The sequence below is a fragment of the Collinsella sp. AM31-2AC genome (genome assembly GCF_003469285.1).
In the GTDB taxonomy this organism is placed as follows: domain Bacteria; phylum Actinomycetota; class Coriobacteriia; order Coriobacteriales; family Coriobacteriaceae; genus Collinsella; species Collinsella aerofaciens_AT.
The window spans coordinates 107277-124730 of sequence record NZ_QSJB01000002.1 but is presented as its reverse complement, the minus strand read 5'-3'; the positions used below and the strand labels follow the sequence as shown (position 1 = coordinate 124730).

Sequence of the window (17454 nt, the reverse complement as noted above, 5' to 3'; positions counted from 1 at the left end):
CTACTCACTGTCCTTAGCGACGGCGGCCTGCATGGCCTTGCGACCGAGCTCGGGCAGGAAGAAAACCGGAACCACGGAAAGCAGGAAGCAGAGGCTCTCGAGACCCATGTTCATAGTGTAATCGGCACCGGCAATGGCGGAGATACCGATAGGCAGGAAATAGCTCATGAGCAGGGAGATGGTACCCACGATACCGCCAGCGGAACCAGCATACTTATCACCAATCTCGGGAAGGAGAACAGGCATGGACTGCATAATCGGGCCGTTGATGGCGGTAAAGAAGCCATTGATGACCAAAATCGTCCACAGAAGGAAGCCGACCGGGGTGTACCACGTCACGAACATCGATATGGCACCGATGAGAGTAGTGACGATGAGGAAACCCTTGAACTTCCCAAGCTTATCGCAGAACGCAGGCCCAACGATGCAGCCGAAAAAGCTGCCGACGGTAACAATTGCGGCCATGAAACCAGCAGTGGCGACGTCTATGCCCTTGCCAAGCTGAAGCGCCTGAGGCAGGAAACCGGCATAGGCAGTGGTAGAGGCAAGTCCAAAACCGACGCCGATGGAGATTAGCCACACGCCAGGACTCTTGATAGCAACCTTGAGGTAGTCGAGCACGGGCTCGGGCTCGGGGAGCGATTGCCCCTCGGGCACATCTCGGTCAAGCACGATCCAAAGAACCCAGGAGATGGTCATGACGACAGCAGCGACCATATAAGAGTTAAAGACGCTGCCGAACAAGCCAGCACAGATCTGAGCGACAACGATGGCAACGCACGAAGCCGCGTGGAACAAGCCCATGGCGAAACCAGTCTGTTCACGGAACCAGGTGCCGAGCACCTTGATGAGGTTGGCGTTGAGTGCCGAAATTCCCATGCCAATCAGGAACATCGATGCCATCTGCATCGTGAACGAATCGAGCGTAAAGCAGCGGAGAAAACCGCCGGCAACCGAAATTGCGGTGCAAACCGTGACAACTTTCTTAGAACCGATACGGTCACCAAGGGCACCCAGCGGAATTGAGAAGAAAACGGCGGTAAGCATAGGAACGAGGAACAGCATCGAAAAGCCGACGGTATCGATATTGAGCATAGGCATGACCTCGACGGCGAGTGCTGAGACCTGGTACTGCATGTAGTTAGCCATAAAGCACAGCAAGCAAACGACTGAAACAATCGCCCAACGCCATGAAGGAAGCTTCTCTTCCATGATGACTCCTTTAATAAGTCGGAATAATCAAACAGCTTGGAGAACCGGGCCCTGGCTCTTAGGTATTCATATTTTGCGATTGGCCCCTCACCGAAACCATTCGGCTAACGGCTTATCATCATTCGAAAAAAGGAGTAGTATCTCTACGCAAATTAACTAAAATGCCAGCTAAACCACTACGCAATCTCATCGGAGGTCATCTTGAGCTTTTTGTCCGATTCTGAATGGCTCTGCTTAAACGATCTCGTGCTTTCGATTAATTCCATCGACAGCGACCGCGAGTTTCGCTCGACCGTCCTCAAAAAGCTGCGTTTTCTCATCCCCTACGAGTCGGCTGCATTTTTCCTGAGCGACCTTTCCAGGGATCTCGTATCCACCCCGCAAGAATGGAAAACGCGCGTCTTTCTTGACCCTCTTGGCATCGATGTCCCCGCTGGGATGCTCGAGCTCTACACCGAAAAGTACTGGCAGCAGGACATGATCGTCGCCCACCGCAATCTTACGCGCTCGACGGTGCTGCGCGAGTCCGATCAGCTCAGCCCTGGCGATATCGACAGCAGTTATATGAAGGATTATCTTGGCGGCCGCCACGTCGTCAACGTCAGTTTCTTTAATGACGAGGGCTTTTTGGGATCGCTCAATCTTAATCGCAAGAAAGAAGAGGGCGACTTTAGCGATCGCGAAGTTCAAATCCTTGAGCTCATCGAACCACACCTCACGAACCGACTATCAAAATGGCGTGTACGCGCCGACCGCAGCTCGTCTGAAATCGTATTTGCTCACGACTACGACGTCTCAGCGCGCGAAATCGATGTGTGTCGTTGCGTGTTATCGGGCATGGACAACGCGGCCATCGCCGAAGAGCTCTCCATCAGCACTGGCACCGTTAAAAAGCATCTGGAGAACATCTTTCGAAAAACACAGGTCAACAGCCGCGTTGGGCTCATGGCGCTCCTTCAGCAGTACACGGCGCTCAAGCAGTAAGACCGTTCTCGCCCGCGAACCCGCTCACGCCCTATAAAACACGTTGTCGGCAAAGAAGTCGGTCGGCGGCTCCATGCAGGCGATCTCGCCATCAAACATCATGGAAATGTCATCGGCAACCTGCTCGGCAAAGTCCAGGTCGTGCGTCGCCATGACGACGGTGCCGCCAGCCTGCGCATGGTCGCGCAGGGCGCGGGCGATGATGCGGCGGCTGGCCAGGTCCAAACCCTTGGTGGGCTCATCGAGTAATAGCAGTTCGGGGCCGATTAGCAGCAGTTTTGCCAATGCAAGCAGTTGACGCTGCCCGCCCGAAAGATCGTAGGGGTGGCGCGTCTCCAGGCCGTCCAATCCCAGTTGCGCCGCACGCTCCCGCGCCAAGTTCTCGTCATATCCGCAGGTCGAGGCCCATTCCATCAGCTCGTCGCGCACCGTCTCGGCAACCAGCAGGGCCTTGGGGTTCTGCGGCAGCAGCGCAGCCGAAGCCGCCCCACGCACCATGCGACCACGCTGCAACTTGACCGTTTTGGCCAGCACCGAGAGCATCGTCGACTTGCCGCAGCCGTTTCCGCCCACAATCGCATGCACCGCGCCAGTCGAAAACGCCACATCGAGTCCGCGCAGCACCCAGCCGGACGCTCGATCGTAGCGAAACCAGCTCCCTGCCAGGGTGGTAGCCGACCCAGCGTACATTTTTGGGAATATTCTGCATCCACCGGCGCGCGATGACGCCCCCGAGTCGTCCTGCGGCAGGATTTGCGCCTCAAATTTAGCCGATTTGTCCGTTTTCGGTCCCTTTTTCGCACCCGCAACGTCCGCGTGCGGGTCTAAAGAGCCCTGCCGGCCACCAGCGATGCTGAAAATTCCGTTTTTTGCACGCCGCGAGCCACCCCACCCTGGCACCTCGCCAGAAAACAGCTCTTCGCGATGCCCCAAGGAGGCAATGTCGGCCACCTCGCGCACGCGGCCGCCCTCAATCCGATACGCGCACGTCGCATATTCGAGCATCGGGCGCGGCTGGTGCGTTGCCACAACAACCGTGCAACCCAGCTCGCGGTTCACGCGAAACAGCGCGTGCAGAAAATTTTTCTCGGCAACAGGATCGAGCTGGGACGTGGGCTCGTCGAGCAGCAGCACGCGCGGGCGCAAGGCCAGCACGGCCGCCAACGACAGCAGCTGCTTGCGTCCGCCCGAAAGTGTATCGGTATCGCGGTGGAGCCAATCCTCCAGCCCAAAGAAATAGCTGGTCTCGGCTACGCGACGGCGCATCTCGTCGCGCGACATACCCAGATTTTCCAGGCCAAACGCCATCTCGTGCCACACGGTTTCGCACACGATCTGGTTCTCGGGATCCTGGAACACATAGCCCACGCGCTCCGCCGATGCCCGCACGTCCATGTCGGCAACGTTCTCGCCCAGCACGCGCGCATCGCCAGTACGCTCGCCCGCCGGAGCGATCTCGGGCTTGAGCAGCGACAGCAGCGTCGACTTACCCGATCCGGTACCGCCAACAAGCAGCGCAAATGCACCTTGGGGAACAGACCAGTCGAGCCCCTCGAGCACCGCAGCATCGGCCCCGGGGTAGGCAAAGCTCAGGCTCCGCACCTCAATCGCCGGCATATCCGGGTCGCACGCCGCGCCCGACACCGGGCCACTATCCAACCGAGCCATCAGCCGAACCTCTTCTCGTCAATCGCATGCGGCACGCAGGGCAGCACCATCCAGGCAGCGCACACGACATAGCCCAGCCACGGCGCGGGCACCGAAAGCTGCGGGTAAAACGAATACTGCGTTGTCGCGGTCCATGCCACCGCCACCGCGGCGGCACCAAACACCGCAAGTCCAACCAGCGCGGCAGCGTCGCCGCGCCCCAGCCGATACCGCGCATACGTCGTACGACGCGTCGCGGCACCCCACCCGCGCGAGCGCATCGCGTCCGCGCGCTCCAGCGAATCTTCCATGCCCCAGCCCATCAACACGCTCGACGCCCGCAGGCGCGAGCGTACGGGGTCGGCCAGCGCGCGGCCCGGCACATCAATCGCATCCTGCACCGCCAGCACCGTACGACCGCGGCGCAAAAACTGCGGGATAAGCCTCATGCACATCGAGATCATGAGCGCAATCACCGGTGCGGCATTACCCAGCAGCGCGAGCACCTTGTCGTATTCGAGCATCGACGCCGCAGCCTCAAACCACAGCACGCTCGCCACAAACAGCCCGCCCATACACAGGCCGTATACCATGCTCTCCAAATACACTGCGCGCATGCCGATGCGGAACAACTCCGTCGAGCCCGAGGCGCTAAACAGCGGATTCACCAGCGCAATGATCAAAATCACCGGCAGCTGCCAGCGAAACGCGTTCAGTGTGCGAGCAGCCCCGCGCGTCGCAAAGCCGTATGCCAGCCCGCCTGCGAGCGACAGCGCGATCAGCACCGGTTGCATCGAGAACATGGTGAGCCCCAGCGTTAGCGTCATGTAGAGCGCAGGCACCGCCGGGTGCGACATCGAGAATGCCGCGACGGGCTCGGCGCCCAAACCCTCTCGCATGTTGTTCATAGGCATCCCCGCTCTCCCGCCAAATCACCGACGCCGAAGCACTGCCGGCACCGCTCGTAACCAGCGCAACCGCCGCGCCGGAACCACAAACCCAGCCGCCGCGGCCCAAACGTTACGCGCTCATCATATGCCTGCGGTATCATATTGCGCCGTGTATCGTTTCCAAACACACGTCTCTATAACGTAACAGGAGATCACATGGACGCAACCGCAATTATCCTCGCTGCCGGCGAGGGCACCCGCATGAAGTCGAACCACTGCAAGGTTTCGCACAAGATCCTGGGTAAGCCCATGGTCCAGTGGATCGTCGACGCCACCATCAAGGCCGGCTGCAGCCGCGTCGTGGTCGTCATCGGCAGCCACGCCGACGAGATGCGCGCCCTTATCGACGGCGCCTACGCCAACAGCGCCACCAAGGTCGAGTGCGTCGAGCAGACCGAGCGTCTGGGCACCGGTCACGCCGTGAAGGTCGCACTCGAGGCCTGTGGCATCACGCAAGGCCCCGTCGTGGTGCTCAACGGCGACCTGCCGCTCATCACCGCCGACACCGTCGCCAAGTTCGCGCAAACCGTCGCCACCGGCGAGCTCGCCTGCACCGTCATGACCATGACCCCGCCCGATCCCTTTGGCTACGGCCGCATCAAGCTGGGCGCCGACGGCCAGATTGAGCGCATCATCGAGCAGAAGGACTGCACGCCCGAGCAGGCCGCCACGCTGCTGGAGTGCAACGCCGGCTGCTACGCCTTTGACGGCGCGCAGCTCGCCGCCCACATTAACGAGATCGGCAACGACAACGCGCAATCCGAGTACTACCTGCCCGACATGCTCGAGATCCTCAAGGGTCACGGCCAGGCAGTCTCCATCTTCCACTGCGACGACTACCGCGACGGTCTGGGCGTCAACAGCCGCATCCAGCTCGCACAGCTCACCGCCATCGCGCGCGACCGCATCAACGAGCACTGGATGGCCGAGGGCGTCACGTTCATCGACCCCACGCAGGCTTGGATCGGCCCCGACGCCACCATCGGCCGCGACACCGTCGTGTGGCCGCAGACGCACCTGATCGGCCACGTCACCGTGGGCGAGGAGTGCCAGCTCGGCCCCAACAGCCGCCTCACCGACACCACCGTCGGCAGCGGATGCATCATCGATGAAACCATCGCCATCGAGGCCGTCATCGAGAACGGCGTCGACTGCGGCCCGCGCGCCTACCTGCGCCCGGGCACCCACATGCTCGACGGATCCAAGGCCGGCACGCACGTGGAGATCAAGAAGTCCACGATCGGCGAGGGCTCCAAAGTTCCGCACCTGTCCTACATCGGCGACACCACCATGGGCTCCGGCGTCAACGTGGGCGCGGGCTCCATCACCTGCAACTACGACGGCGTCCACAAGCACAAGACCGTCATCGGCAAGGATGCCTTCATCGGTTCCGACACCATGATGGTCGCGCCCGCCCAGATTGGCGACGGTGCACTCGTGGCCGCCGGCTCCGTCATCACCGAGCCGGTCCCGGCCGACGCACTCGGTCTGGGCCGCGCCCGCCAGGTAAATATTGAGGGCTGGGCCGCCGATTATCGCCGCCGTCTGCACGAGGACGACGAGGTATAACGTTTTATCAAGCACAAAAGGAGCTGTTCCATGGGGACGGCTCCTTTTTTCTATCGTGACCTGCGCGACCGGATGAGTGGTCGGTTCGTGTCCGTTGACGGTAAAGACGTTATCAGGACCCGATAAACCCCGCCGCGCGGTTACAATGCAACAAGGCATCTATATGGCATTCGATATAAAGGAGAAGGGTAATGCCGATTAATGATCCCGAGAAGTCGGAGAATATGCGCAAGTCCATCCGCGTGTATTCCGGTTCCTCCAACCGTCCCCTCGCTCAGAAGATCGCTGAGTACCTTGGGGTCGAGCTTTCGGGCCTTACGCTAAAGCAGTTCGCCAATGGTGAGATTTACGCCCGCTACGACGAGACTGTCCGCGGCGCCGACGTCTTCCTGATTCAGTCCGTGGCCGGCGGCAACGTCAACGACATGCTCATGGAGCTGCTCATCGCCACCGACGCTGCCAAGCGTGCATCCGCCCGCTCCATCACAGCCGTTATCACCCACTACGGCTATGCCCGCCAGGACCGCAAGGCCGGCCCGCGCGAGCCCATCACCGCCCGCCTCGTCGCCAACCTGCTCGAGCGCGCCGGCGTCGACCGCATCATCACCCTCGACCTGCACCAGGGTCAGATCCAGGGCTTCTTTGATATCCCGGTCAACCACCTGTCCGCACTGCCGCTGTTTGGCCAGTACTACAACGCCATGAACTTCGACACCGACAACCTGGTTGTCGTCTCCCCCGACGTGGGTCGTGCCAAGGCCGCCAAGAAGCTGTCCGACATGCTCGGCTGCGACCTGGCCATCGCCCACAAGGGCCGTCCGCGCCACAACGCCGCCGAGGTCATGGGCATCATCGGTGACATCAAGGGCAAGACCTGCATCATCAACGACGACATGATCGACACCGCTGGCACCCTGTGCGCCAACGTCAAGGAGCTCAAGGCTATGGGCGCCGGCGACATCTACGTGTGCGCCACCCACGGCATCTTCTCCGGCCCGGCCATCGAGCGCCTGAACGACGCCCCCATCGTCGAGTGCGTCGTCACCGACGCCATCCCCGTCGAGGTCGGTGGCAAGATCAAGACCATCTCGGTCGCCGAGGAGTTCGCCCAGGCTATCTCCGCCGTTTACCACGAGGAGCCCGTCTCCACGCTCGTCGGCGGCGACTTCGCGCTGTAGTCGCTTGACCCTCGCATCTCACCGGAAGCCCGGTAGGCCTGCGGGGTTATCACGCCGACGTCCTCGCCGCTTCGCGGCTGCGGGATGTCGGCTTAGATAACCCCTCCCGGCCTACCGGGCTTCCTGCTGTCTCGGGGCAGCTGTTTTCTGAAATGACTTTGCCGTACCCTTTCCTCGCCTTCGGCGGGCGTGGTAGCCTTTGTCGTTGATTGAACTATTTGTTTAACGGAAGGATAAATATGGCAGCTGCACAGCCGCTTAAGATTCGCATGGTTGCCGGACTTGGCAACCCGGGCGAGGAATATGCCGAAACCCGCCACAACGCCGGCTTTAAGGCGATTGACGAGCTGGCCCGTCAGGCCGGCGTCACGTACTGGAAAAACCAGGCCGGCGCCGAGGTCGCGCTCATCAACATCAACGATCCCGAGGAAGAGGGCGGTAAGCGCCAGATTGTACTGGTCAAGCCGCAGTCGTACATGAACACCTCGGGCGGCCCCATCTCCAAGCTCTGCCGCGAGTACAAGATCAAGGCCGAGGAGCTGCTCGTCATCCACGACGAGCTCGATATTCCCGCCGGCAACGTGCGCGTCAAGGTGGGCGGAGGCCATGCCGGTCACAACGGCCTGCGCTCCATCATCGACAAGATGGGCAGCCGCGACTTTAGCCGTATCCGCACCGGCATCGGCAACCCTCCCGGCAAGATGGCCGTGGCCGACTACGTGCTCAAGCAGCTGCGTGCCCGCGAGGCCGAGGATTTCCAGGACACCTGCGCCCGCGCGGCCGACGCCGCGGGCCTCGCCATCGTGCACGGCGTGATCTATGCCCGCGACCACGTCAACGGCGCCGCCTCCGCCAACGGCAAGCACTAAAACCTACCGTTTAGGGACAGGTTTATTTTGGCAGGTTTTATCTGCAGAAACGCCCCGGTGGCCGCATCGCAATAAACCCCGCGCTGCCATACACGCATAACACCCCAAAGGGGGCCGGCCTCATCACAACCCGAGACCGGCCCCCTTTGCCGTTTTGCCTGATAAAACCGACCAAAATAAACCTATCCCTATTTGGTAGGTCGAAGTGGATAAACCCTTTTCCCAACCGCCGAAGATACACGTAAACGGCATGTCCATGAGGGTATAATTTGCACCGTATGTCTGCACAACGCCTGTGCGCGTACGGTTTTATTCGGGCTACCGTCCATTTCCGTGGAGGCACGGTTCGGCAGCCCTAACAAGAGAGGGGTTCTATGTATAAGATCCTGGAGAAGACGCAGTTCTCGGAGAAGGTGTTCAAGTTCCGCATCGAGGCGCCTGCAATCGCCAAGCATGCGCACGCTGGACAGTTCCTCATGGTCCGCGCCAACGAGACGGGCGAGCGCGTCCCGTTTACCCTGGCCGGCTGGAACGGTGACGAGGGCTGGGTCGAGTTCATCTTCATGGTGATCGGCAAGACCACCGAGATGCTGTCCACCTACGAGGCCGGCGAGTCGCTGCGCGACGTCGTGGGCCCGCTGGGCGTTCCCACCGAGATGGCCGAGGGCCCCTGCGCCGTCATTGGCGGCGGCGTCGGCCTGGCAATTGCCTTCCCGGTCGCCAAGCACCTGGTCGAGACCGGTCACGAGGTGCACGCCATCATGGGCGCCCGCACCAAGGACCTCCTGCTCATGGAGGACCAGTTCCGCGAGCTCCTCGACGAGGACCACATCCACATCACCACCGATGACGGTTCCTACGGCGAGCAGGGCGTTGTCACCGCTCCGCTGGAGCGCCTGCTGCAGGACAAGGCCGTGAGCCAGGTCTTCTGCGTCGGCCCCGTTCCGATGATGAAGTTCTCGACCCTCACCGCCCAGAAGTACGACACCCCCATCACCGCGTCCCTCAACCCCATCATGGTTGACGGCACCGGCATGTGCGGCTGCTGCCGCGTCGAGGTGGGCGGCGTGACCAAGTTCGCTTGCGTCGACGGCCCCGACTTCGATGCCACCCTGGTCGACTGGGATGACCTTCGTGCCCGCCAGGCCGCTTACCGTTCCGAAGAGGGCGAGTCCCTCAAGGCCTATGAGGAAAAGAGCTGCGCATGCCACTAGTTAACGGTCGTTTCGTTGCCGATATGAAGTCGCCCCGCACCCCCGATAACGAGGAGCCGGCTGCCGAGCGCGCCTGCGACTTCCGCCCCGTCGACAAGGGCTTCACCGAAGAGATGGCGCTGGCCGAGGCCGAGCGCTGCCTCAACTGCAAGAAGCCGTTCTGTGTTGAGGGCTGCCCCGTCAACATCAACATTCCCCGCTTTATCGAGCAGATCCGCGCGAAGGACTTCGGCGGCGCTCTCGATACCATTCGCGAGGACTCCATGCTTCCCGCCATCTGCGGCCGCGTCTGCCCGCAGGAGAACCAGTGCGAGGGCAAGTGCATCCGTGGCAAGAAGTCCGAGCCCGTGGCCATCGGCCAGCTCGAGCGCTTCCTGGGTGACCGCCCCGAGCTCGCCTCCACGCCCAAGATGGCCCCCAAGAACGGCAAGAAGGTCGCTGTCGTCGGCTCCGGCCCGTCCGGCATCACCTGCGCCGGCGAGCTCGCCCGTAACGGCTTTGACGTTACCGTCTTTGAGGCCTTCTTCACCGGCGGCGGCGTGCTGGTCTACGGCATCCCCGAGTTCCGTCTGCCCAAGGCGGTCGTCAAACGCGAGATTGACGGCCTGGAGGACATGGGCGTCAAGTTTGAGTACAACTCCGTCGTGGGCAACATGGCCACGGCCGAGGAGCTGTTCGAGCAGGGCTTCGACGCCATCTACGTGGCGACCGGCGCTGGCCTGCCCAAGTTCCTCAACGTCCCCGGCGAGAACCTGCCCAACGTCTTCTTCGCGAACGAGTACCTCACCCGCGTGAACTTGATGAAGGCCAACAAGTTCCCCGAGTACGACACCCCCACCAAGCACGGCAAGAACGTCGTCGTCTTTGGTGGCGGCAACGTGGCTATGGACGCTGTCCGTACCGCCAAGCGCCTGGGCGCCGAGCACGCCATCATCGCTTACCGCCGTACCGAGGACGAGATGCCCTGCCGTCGCGCCGAGCTGCACCACGCCAAGGCCGAGGGCGTCGAGGTTCTGCCGCTCGTCTCCCCGCTCGAGTTTGTCGCTGGCGAGGACGGCTCCGTGTGCGCCGTCAAGGTCCAGAAGATGGAGCTCGGCGAGCCTGACGAGTCCGGCCGTCGTCGCCCGGTGCCCATCGAGGGCGCCATCGAGGAGATTCCCTGCGACGTCGCGATCTCGGCTATCGGCACCAACGCCAACCCCTTCGCTGCCAAAATCGGCGGCAAGATGGAGCTCAACAAGTGGGGCTACATCGTCGCCGACGAGGAGACCGGCCAGACCACCGATCCCCGCATCTGGGCCGGCGGCGACATCGTCACCGGTGCCGCTACGGTCATTCTGGCGATGGGCGCCGGCAAGAAGGCCGCCGCTTCCATCACCAAGAACCTGCTGGGCGAGTAATCACCTGCAGTGCTAGCCACCAAACGGCAAAGTCCCCGTCGAGCACACGCCCGGCGGGGACTTTTTCTATGCCGACCGTCCAAACCACCACGATGGGAACAGGCACCTTTGTGGTGGTTGGGGACTTGCCCGGTCGCTTTATCTCGATCTGTAACACCTGGAGCCCGTTGAGCCTTGTAGTTGTTACAGATCGAGATATTGCGCCAGCCGCCCACGCCGCATCTCAATCTGTAACAGTAAGAGACCAAATATGCCGCCTGGTGTTACAGATCAAGACGTTGGGCTGACGGCCGAACGGTTCATCTAAATCTGTAACAGTTAGAGCCTTTTTCGCTGGCTTGGTGTTACAGATCGAGATTTTGCAAAAGCCGAGGATAGGCACTGCCGCCAAGGCCTTTCCCTCGGCCTAAAACAAAAACCACCACAAAGGTGCCTGTCCCCTTTGTGGTGGTTTTGGTCGGTTAGTCTTCGAGCTGCGCTACTTTGTAGCGGTAGGCAGCGGCTATGACGTCTTTGCAGCCTTCGCGGCCCAGCTTGGCGCGGTTGACGACGATGTCTTTACCGCTCGTCATCTTCCACTTTCCGGCGCTGTAGCGCTTGTAGAACGCCTCGCGCGCCTTCTGCTGCTGCTTGACCAGCTTGGCGCCCTTCTTTTTATTAAGGCCACGCTTCTTGCGTACGATCTCGACGCGGTCCTCAAAGGGTGCGGTCACCAACACGGCAATGTGGTTGGGGTTGTTACGCAGCAGGTAATCGGACAGACGGCCTTCGATAATGCAGCTCTCAGTCTCGCCCAAGTCCAAAATCACCTGGCTCATCTTTTGGAACAACTTGTCCGAGTACGAGCGCGCGTCGTAGCGGTCGGGCAGAAACGCCATGTTCTCCACAGCCAGACGCTCGTCATAGGCGGCCATCTTATCGAGTGACTCGCCCGCACGCAGCGACGCGCGCACCAGCAGCTCGTTGTCGTACAGAGGAATCCCCAACTCGTTGGCGAGGATGCGTCCGATCTCGTGGCCCTCGGCACCAAAGTCGCGCGCAATGGTAATGACCACAGGACTCTTCTTGTTCTCCAGATCGCTCATCGCGATTCCTTTCTAACAAATGAGAAAAGGGCTGTTTATCTCTTATTCCCACGATACCGTACCTGGGTTTTCCTGGTGCCCAAGATTGGCCTGAAAGAGGAGCGACGCGTACTTTGGTACGCGAGCGACGGTTTGAAGGCCAAGGTTGGGTGCCAAGGAAAGCCAGGCTATGCGGCTACGATGCGGCGTTGGTAAGCTCGGACCAGCAGCGAGATACCAAAGTTGAGCACGAAGTACATCGCAAACACCAGGCCGTAGAGCATAAGCACCTGCGACAGGTCGATCGCATGGGCCATCACGACGTTTGCCGTGTACATGAGCTCGGCCACGTTAATGCCCGAAAGATACGAGCTGTCCTTAATGACGGTCGTGCATTGGCTAAACAGCGCCGGAATGATCGTCTTAAACGTCTGCGGCAGAATGATGTAGCGCATAGTGGCAAAGAAGCCAAAGCCCTGGCTCTGCGCTGCCTCAAACTGGCCGCGCGGAATCGAGTTGAGACCGCCGCGCACAATCTCGGCCATAACAGCGCTGGTAAAGAGCGTAAAGGCGATGGTCGAAATCACAATATCCAAACCCTGCACCGTAAAGTAGATAAACAGAATCCACAGCAGGTTCGGCGTGCAGCGGAACAGCTCGATATAGGCGCTCACCAAAATACGGAACGGGCGGGGCGCATAGCTTTTAACAAGCGCCAGCACCGTGCCAAAGATGAGCGAGAAAAAGATCGACAGCGCCGAGATCTCGATGGTTTTAACAAAGCCGCCCCAAATGTAGAGCAGGTTGGTCGCGTTGAAGATTTCCATGCGCTAGGCCTCCTCTACGTTGTCGAGCCCCAGCTCGGCGAGGCTCACGCCGCGCGGACGCTCCTTGGAGCGGCGCTCGAGCCACTGCACCAGCATGGCGAGCGGAAAGCAGATGATGAAGTACATAAGGCAGCAGACGATGTATCCCTGCAGGTAACCGTACAGACTCACAAAGTTGTCGGAACGGTACATAAGGTCGCCGCCGGCCACAAGCGCCAGCACCGACGTGTTCTTGACTAGGTTGAGTGCCTGGTTGCACAGCGGCGGCAGAATGATCTTGAATGTCTGGGGCAGCACGATGTACCAGTACGCCTGCGCACGGGTGAAGCCCTGGCTCTGCGCCGCCTCCATCTGACCGCGCGGAACCGCCTCGATACCGGTGCGGATGACCTCCGAGATGTAGGCCGCGTGATACAGGCCCACGCCCAAGAAGCCCAGCACGAACGGCGCGATGCGCACCGGCTGGTCGGCACCGGTTATGGCCTGCAAAAACTGCGGACCAGCCATGTACATAAAGAGCACCTGCACGGGCAACGGGGTGTTCTGGTAAAACTCCACGTACACGCGGCTGATTGCACGCAGCACGCGCGAACGGGTGGTAGAGAACACACCCAGCAGCGTGCCCAGCACCAGCGACAGCAGCAGACCGGCAACGACCACCTGTAGCGTCACGCCAAAGCCCTCCCAGAAGGGCCCCATGTTTTGAAATGTCGTCGACCAACGGTCGGCGTCAAATAATCCTTCGAGCATTTGATTCCTTCCTTGGACGATGCGCCTATACAAGACCCCAGGTCTTGACCTCTTGGTCGAGCCAGCCGTCGGCCAGACGATCGCAAATCACCTGATCGACCACGGCCGAAAGGTCGCAGCCCTTCTTGGTCGCCACGCCGTAGCCCTGCTCGCCAAACTTGACCTCGGGCTGCAACAGCTCAACGGTCTCGTTCATGTAACCGGCCAGCGTGGAGCGGTCCATGGCAAAGACGTCGATATTGCCGGCGTCGAGGGAACTCTTGATGATGGGATAGCCGCTAAAGGCCCTAAACTCGGGCTTACAGCTAAAGCCGTTGTCCTTGATCATCTGCTCGATCAGGCCCTGCGTGGTGGCACCCTGGCTCACGCCAATGACCTTGCCGTCCAAGTCCTCAATCGAGGTAAAGCCCGAACGCTTCTTGACCATGAGTCCCACGTAGTCGGTGCGGTACGGCGTCGAGAAATCCCAGCTCTTCTTGCGCTCGTCGGTGATGGTGTAGGTCGCCGCGACCACGTCGAGTTGGCCGTTATCGATCAGCGGGCCGCGCGTCTTGGGCGTTACGTCGGTAAACTCGACAAGCTCCTGGGCGCGGGCCTCCTTGTAGCTCACGCCAAAGACGGCAGCGGCGATCTGGTAGCACAAATCGACTTCCATGCCCTCAAAGCGGCCCTTGGCGGTGTCGTAATAGCCATAGCCGGGAACGTCCTTCTTGACGCCGGCATTCAGATGTCCACGCGACTTAATGGCCGCAAGCTTGGACCCCTTGTCGGAGCCCTCGCCGCTGGTGGAGTTGCCGCAACCGGTAAGCGCGGTCCCCGTCAGCGCAAGCATGCCGGCGCCCGCCAGCTGCAAAAAGTGACGGCGCGACACGGCCGCCCTCGTCATATCCGTCATGTCCATCACCGCGCCTAGTGCAGAATCTTGGACAGGAACTCGCGGCAGCGCGGGTTCTCGGGGTTATCGAAGAAGTGCTCGGGCGTGCCCTCCTCCAGAATGCGGCCGTCCTCCATAAAGATGACGCGGTCGGCCACCTGGCGCGCAAAGCCCATCTCGTGCGTCACGCAGATCATGGTGATGTCCTCCTGCGCGAGCTCAATCATAACGTCCAGAACCTCCTGGACCATCTCGGGGTCGAGCGCCGAGGTCGGCTCGTCAAACAGGATGATGGGCTGCTTGGTACACAGGGCGCGGGCGATGGCGATGCGCTGCTGCTGACCACCCGAGAGATTCTGCGGATACTCGCCGGCCTTATGCGCCATGCCGACGCGCTTGAGTGCGGCGATGGCGATCTCGGTCGCCTCCTCCTTGCTCTTCTTTTGCAGCTTGATGGGCGCGAGTGTCAGGTTGCCCAGCACCGTCATGTTGGGATACAGGTTGAACTGCTGGAACACCATGGAACTATACTTGCGAGCCATCTCCAGGTGATTCTTTTTGGTGAGCGGCGTACCGTCGATGATGACTTCGCCCGACGTGGGCTCCTCCAGATAATCGACGCAACGGATGAGTGTCGACTTACCCGAACCGGAAGGCCCGATCATTACGAGCTTCTCGCCGCGCTTGACGGTGAGGTTGATATCTTTGAGCACATGCAGGTCGCCAAAGTACTTGTTGAGATGCTTGATCTCGATCATGTCTGCCATGAATGTCCCTTCCCTGCGTTTACACGAGTTGAACTATTGTACGGAAAGAACCACGTTTCCGCAGCCCACGCTACATCCCCGTAAAGAACCCGCAACCTTCCGCCCACTCATTGGGCACTCATTTAAGTCTGTCCCCAGTGAGCGCCCAACCGTCCTTGTTGAGCATAAGTCAGCGAAAACCCGTACACGCGAGCAAGGTGACGTGAAATGAAAGGGCGCAGACCTTACGGTCGCGCCCTTGAAATTGAACGTCAGATTGCCGCGTGTACGGGTTTGCAGCGTCGAGCCGTTACGCGGTTTGGTAAAACCGCGTAACAAATTACGCGAGTTTGGCACCGACGATCTTTGCCGCGGCAGGCTTGTCGAAGTTGCCGCCGGTGGCCTTACCCAGAGCGCCCATGACCTGGCCCATCTGCTTCTTGGACGTGGCACCCAGCTCGGCGATAACTTGCTCAATCAGAGCCTCGAGCTCCTCGCCCGAAACCTGCGCGGGCAGCAGGCTCTCCAGAATCTTGACCTGCTCGGTCAGGTTGTCGGTACGCTCTTGGTCGGTGCCGGCCTTGATGGACATCTCCAGCGTCTCGCTCGTCTGCTTAATCAGACGCTTGATCATGCTGTTGACGTCTTCCTCGGTCACATCGCGGCGCTCGTTGACCTCGATGTTCTTCACTTCGGCCTTAACCTGGCGAATGATGGACAGGCGAACCTTGTCCTTGGCCTTCATGGCCGCGATCATTTCCTTCTGCAGCTCTTCGTTGGTCATCTGCAAATCCTCCTCAATAGTGCGGGCGGCACTCACACGAGCGCCGCCCCATGATTACTCAGTCGTCGACGAATTGTCGGTCGAACTCTTGGTGACGCCCTTCAGGCTGACGTTGTACGGCACGTCCTTGGGCATGGGGTTAACGGTGATGTCGGCGTCCTTCTTGTACTGCTCAAGCCACTCGCTATATGCAGTGCTGGCCGCCTGCGTCTTCACCACGTTGGAGACGTACTTCTTGATGTCCTTGGGCACCTGTTTAATGTCATCGACCTGGCTATCGACATGGAAGTAGTCGGTGCACTTGATGATGTGGTAACCATACGTCGACTCGACGACGTCGCTCACGTCGCCCTTGTTAAGGCCTTCGAGCGCCGCCTGATAGCTGTCGACGAAGGTGGTGAGCTTGTCCCAGCCCACGTCGCCCTTCTTATCCTTGGAGCCGGTATCGTCGGAGTACTGCTTCACGGCGTCTTCGAAGCTCAGCTCGCCGGAGTTAATCTTGTCCAGGCACTCCTGCGCCTTGGCCTTGGCGGCAGCCTTGTCCTCGTCGGATGCGTCGGAATCGACCTTGATCAGGATGTTCGACGAGCGGCGGGCATCGTTGTACTTCGACAGGTTCTCGTTGATGTAATCGACGATCTCGCTGTCCTTGGGCTTGCTGGTGGGCGCCACGGCTTCCTTGAGCTTTTGCTGCGCCAGGCTCTCCTTGAGCGAGCTCTTATAGGTGTCCTCGGTGTAGCCGTAAGTCTTAAGGGTCTTCTTAAAGGTCTTGGCGCCGCCCGCGCTCTTGCACGCGTCCTTCCAAGCCTTCTCGACTTCCTCATCCGACACCGTCACGCCGTTTTCCTTCTGCGCCTGCTGAAGCAGAATCTGCTGCGTGTAGGAATCGATGAGCTGCTTGCGGTACTTCTTGGGCGTAAGGTCGTTGTTGACCAGGTACTGCGCCCAATCCTTGTCCTTGGTATAACCATAGGACGTGCGCATGCTCATGATCTGCTTGGTCACGGTATCCTCGGTGAGGTTGGTGCCGTTGATGGTGGCGGCAACGCCGCCGGTGAGCTTGTAGCCCGAGGTGTCCTCGGTCTGCGACATAAGACCGGAGCACGCCATGGCCGAGACGGAAAGCAACATTGCCAGCACGCCGATGACCACCAGGACAATCTTGACGGTCTTGGACACATAGGTCTTGCGCTGCTTCTTGCGAGAGCTGGAGGCGGCGCGGGACCGTTGCTCGGACGTCGGCGCGACCTCGGGGTTCTTTTTCTTGTTTGCCATGTTTGGCCTTTCGCATCACGAATCGAACAAACGCCATTGTGTCACAACGCAGCCCCCGCGACACACCTGGTGCATGGGAGACGGGTTAATCTGCACCATTTTGGTGCAAAG

Annotated in this window: 16 protein-coding genes; 6 read left to right on the top strand and 10 right to left on the bottom strand. The window is 60.3% G+C overall.

Annotated features, from left to right (window positions below):
- Entirely contained in the window at positions 1-1212 is a 1212-nt protein-coding gene (locus DW796_RS01525) for a nitrate/nitrite transporter (protein ID WP_118094048.1), read from the bottom strand.
- Between the two features lie 210 nt (positions 1213-1422).
- Between DW796_RS01525 and DW796_RS01520 the strand changes: the two genes are divergently transcribed.
- A complete protein-coding gene (locus DW796_RS01520; RefSeq protein WP_124785727.1) occupies positions 1423-2196 on the top strand; it encodes a helix-turn-helix transcriptional regulator in 774 nt (257 codons plus the stop codon).
- 24 nt (positions 2197-2220) lie between these two features.
- Here the strand turns inward: DW796_RS01520 and DW796_RS01515 are convergent, their stop codons facing one another.
- Positions 2221-3864, bottom strand: coding sequence for an ABC transporter ATP-binding protein (locus tag DW796_RS01515; protein ID WP_118094047.1), 1644 nt, complete (start codon positions 3862-3864; stop codon positions 2221-2223).
- Entirely contained in the window at positions 3864-4751 is an 888-nt protein-coding gene (locus tag DW796_RS01510; protein ID WP_233539630.1) for an energy-coupling factor transporter transmembrane component T, read from the bottom strand. Before DW796_RS01510 ends, DW796_RS01515 begins: the two co-directional genes overlap by 1 nt.
- Positions 4752-4949: 198 nt before the next feature.
- Between DW796_RS01510 and glmU the strand changes: the two genes are divergently transcribed.
- The 5 genes from glmU to gltA all read left to right on the top strand — a co-directional run bounded on the left by glmU (position 4950) and on the right by gltA (position 11023).
- Entirely contained in the window at positions 4950-6362 is a 1413-nt protein-coding gene (gene glmU, locus DW796_RS01505; protein ID WP_118094046.1) for a bifunctional UDP-N-acetylglucosamine diphosphorylase/glucosamine-1-phosphate N-acetyltransferase GlmU, read from the top strand.
- 191 nt (positions 6363-6553) lie between these two features.
- Positions 6554-7540 carry a ribose-phosphate pyrophosphokinase gene (locus tag DW796_RS01500; protein ID WP_117769752.1) on the top strand — a complete coding sequence of 329 codons (987 nt, stop codon included), beginning with the start codon at positions 6554-6556 and terminating at the stop codon, positions 7538-7540.
- Positions 7541-7779: 239 nt separating this feature from the next.
- Positions 7780-8409, top strand: coding sequence for an aminoacyl-tRNA hydrolase (pth, locus tag DW796_RS01495; RefSeq protein ID WP_187362346.1), 630 nt, complete (start codon positions 7780-7782; stop codon positions 8407-8409).
- Between the two features lie 374 nt (positions 8410-8783).
- On the top strand, positions 8784-9623 hold the full coding sequence (locus DW796_RS01490; protein ID WP_006235793.1) for a sulfide/dihydroorotate dehydrogenase-like FAD/NAD-binding protein: 840 nt from the start codon (positions 8784-8786) through the stop codon (positions 9621-9623).
- A complete protein-coding gene (gene gltA / locus DW796_RS01485; protein WP_118094045.1) occupies positions 9614-11023 on the top strand; it encodes an NADPH-dependent glutamate synthase in 1410 nt (469 codons plus the stop codon). The genes DW796_RS01490 and gltA overlap by 10 nt, the downstream gene beginning before the upstream one ends.
- 461 nt (positions 11024-11484) lie before the next feature.
- Here the strand turns inward: gltA and DW796_RS01480 are convergent, their stop codons facing one another.
- The 7 genes from DW796_RS01480 to DW796_RS01450 form a co-directional block, all read right to left on the bottom strand.
- Positions 11485-12108, bottom strand: coding sequence for an AAA family ATPase (locus DW796_RS01480; protein WP_118094044.1), 624 nt, complete (start codon positions 12106-12108; stop codon positions 11485-11487).
- Positions 12109-12275: 167 nt separating this feature from the next.
- Positions 12276-12914, bottom strand: coding sequence for an amino acid ABC transporter permease (locus DW796_RS01475; protein ID WP_055285379.1), 639 nt, complete (start codon positions 12912-12914; stop codon positions 12276-12278).
- A 3-nt stretch (positions 12915-12917) separates the two neighbouring features.
- Positions 12918-13664 (bottom strand): amino acid ABC transporter permease, encoded by a 747-nt coding sequence (locus tag DW796_RS01470; RefSeq protein ID WP_035136546.1) that lies wholly within the window; start codon positions 13662-13664, stop codon positions 12918-12920.
- Positions 13665-13689: 25 nt separating this feature from the next.
- Positions 13690-14565 carry a transporter substrate-binding domain-containing protein gene (locus DW796_RS01465; RefSeq protein ID WP_082435536.1) on the bottom strand — a complete coding sequence of 292 codons (876 nt, stop codon included), beginning with the start codon at positions 14563-14565 and terminating at the stop codon, positions 13690-13692.
- Positions 14566-14573: 8 nt separating this feature from the next.
- Positions 14574-15305, bottom strand: coding sequence for an amino acid ABC transporter ATP-binding protein (locus DW796_RS01460; RefSeq protein ID WP_055251548.1), 732 nt, complete (start codon positions 15303-15305; stop codon positions 14574-14576).
- A gap of 319 nt (positions 15306-15624) precedes the next feature.
- On the bottom strand, positions 15625-16068 hold the full coding sequence (locus DW796_RS01455; protein WP_006235801.1) for a GatB/YqeY domain-containing protein: 444 nt from the start codon (positions 16066-16068) through the stop codon (positions 15625-15627).
- A gap of 54 nt (positions 16069-16122) precedes the next feature.
- The gene (locus DW796_RS01450; protein WP_118094043.1) at positions 16123-17343 is read right to left on the bottom strand and encodes a peptidylprolyl isomerase; all 1221 of its coding nucleotides are present in this window, start codon (positions 17341-17343) and stop codon (positions 16123-16125) included.
- Positions 17344-17454 lie beyond the last annotated feature (111 nt).

What these genes read in the sequence shown, in the direction of transcription:
- DW796_RS01525 (WP_118094048.1), bottom strand. Translation starts at nt 1,212, where the DNA reads ATGGAAGAGAAGCTTCCTTCATGGCGTTGGGCGATTGTTTCAGTCGTT.
- DW796_RS01515 (WP_118094047.1), bottom strand. Translation starts at nt 3,864, where the DNA reads ATGGCTCGGTTGGATAGTGGCCCGGTGTCGGGCGCGGCGTGCGACCCG.
- DW796_RS01510 (WP_233539630.1), bottom strand. Translation starts at nt 4,751, where the DNA reads ATGAACAACATGCGAGAGGGTTTGGGCGCCGAGCCCGTCGCGGCATTC.
- glmU (WP_118094046.1), top strand. Translation starts at nt 4,950, where the DNA reads ATGGACGCAACCGCAATTATCCTCGCTGCCGGCGAGGGCACCCGCATG.
- DW796_RS01500 (WP_117769752.1), top strand. Translation starts at nt 6,554, where the DNA reads ATGCCGATTAATGATCCCGAGAAGTCGGAGAATATGCGCAAGTCCATC.
- pth (WP_187362346.1), top strand. Translation starts at nt 7,780, where the DNA reads ATGGCAGCTGCACAGCCGCTTAAGATTCGCATGGTTGCCGGACTTGGC.
- DW796_RS01490 (WP_006235793.1), top strand. Translation starts at nt 8,784, where the DNA reads ATGTATAAGATCCTGGAGAAGACGCAGTTCTCGGAGAAGGTGTTCAAG.
- gltA (WP_118094045.1), top strand. Translation starts at nt 9,614, where the DNA reads ATGCCACTAGTTAACGGTCGTTTCGTTGCCGATATGAAGTCGCCCCGC.
- DW796_RS01480 (WP_118094044.1), bottom strand. Translation starts at nt 12,108, where the DNA reads ATGAGCGATCTGGAGAACAAGAAGAGTCCTGTGGTCATTACCATTGCG.
- DW796_RS01475 (WP_055285379.1), bottom strand. Translation starts at nt 12,914, where the DNA reads ATGGAAATCTTCAACGCGACCAACCTGCTCTACATTTGGGGCGGCTTT.
- DW796_RS01470 (WP_035136546.1), bottom strand. Translation starts at nt 13,664, where the DNA reads ATGCTCGAAGGATTATTTGACGCCGACCGTTGGTCGACGACATTTCAA.
- DW796_RS01465 (WP_082435536.1), bottom strand. Translation starts at nt 14,565, where the DNA reads ATGGACATGACGGATATGACGAGGGCGGCCGTGTCGCGCCGTCACTTT.
- DW796_RS01460 (WP_055251548.1), bottom strand. Translation starts at nt 15,305, where the DNA reads ATGGCAGACATGATCGAGATCAAGCATCTCAACAAGTACTTTGGCGAC.
- DW796_RS01455 (WP_006235801.1), bottom strand. Translation starts at nt 16,068, where the DNA reads ATGACCAACGAAGAGCTGCAGAAGGAAATGATCGCGGCCATGAAGGCC.
- DW796_RS01450 (WP_118094043.1), bottom strand. Translation starts at nt 17,343, where the DNA reads ATGGCAAACAAGAAAAAGAACCCCGAGGTCGCGCCGACGTCCGAGCAA.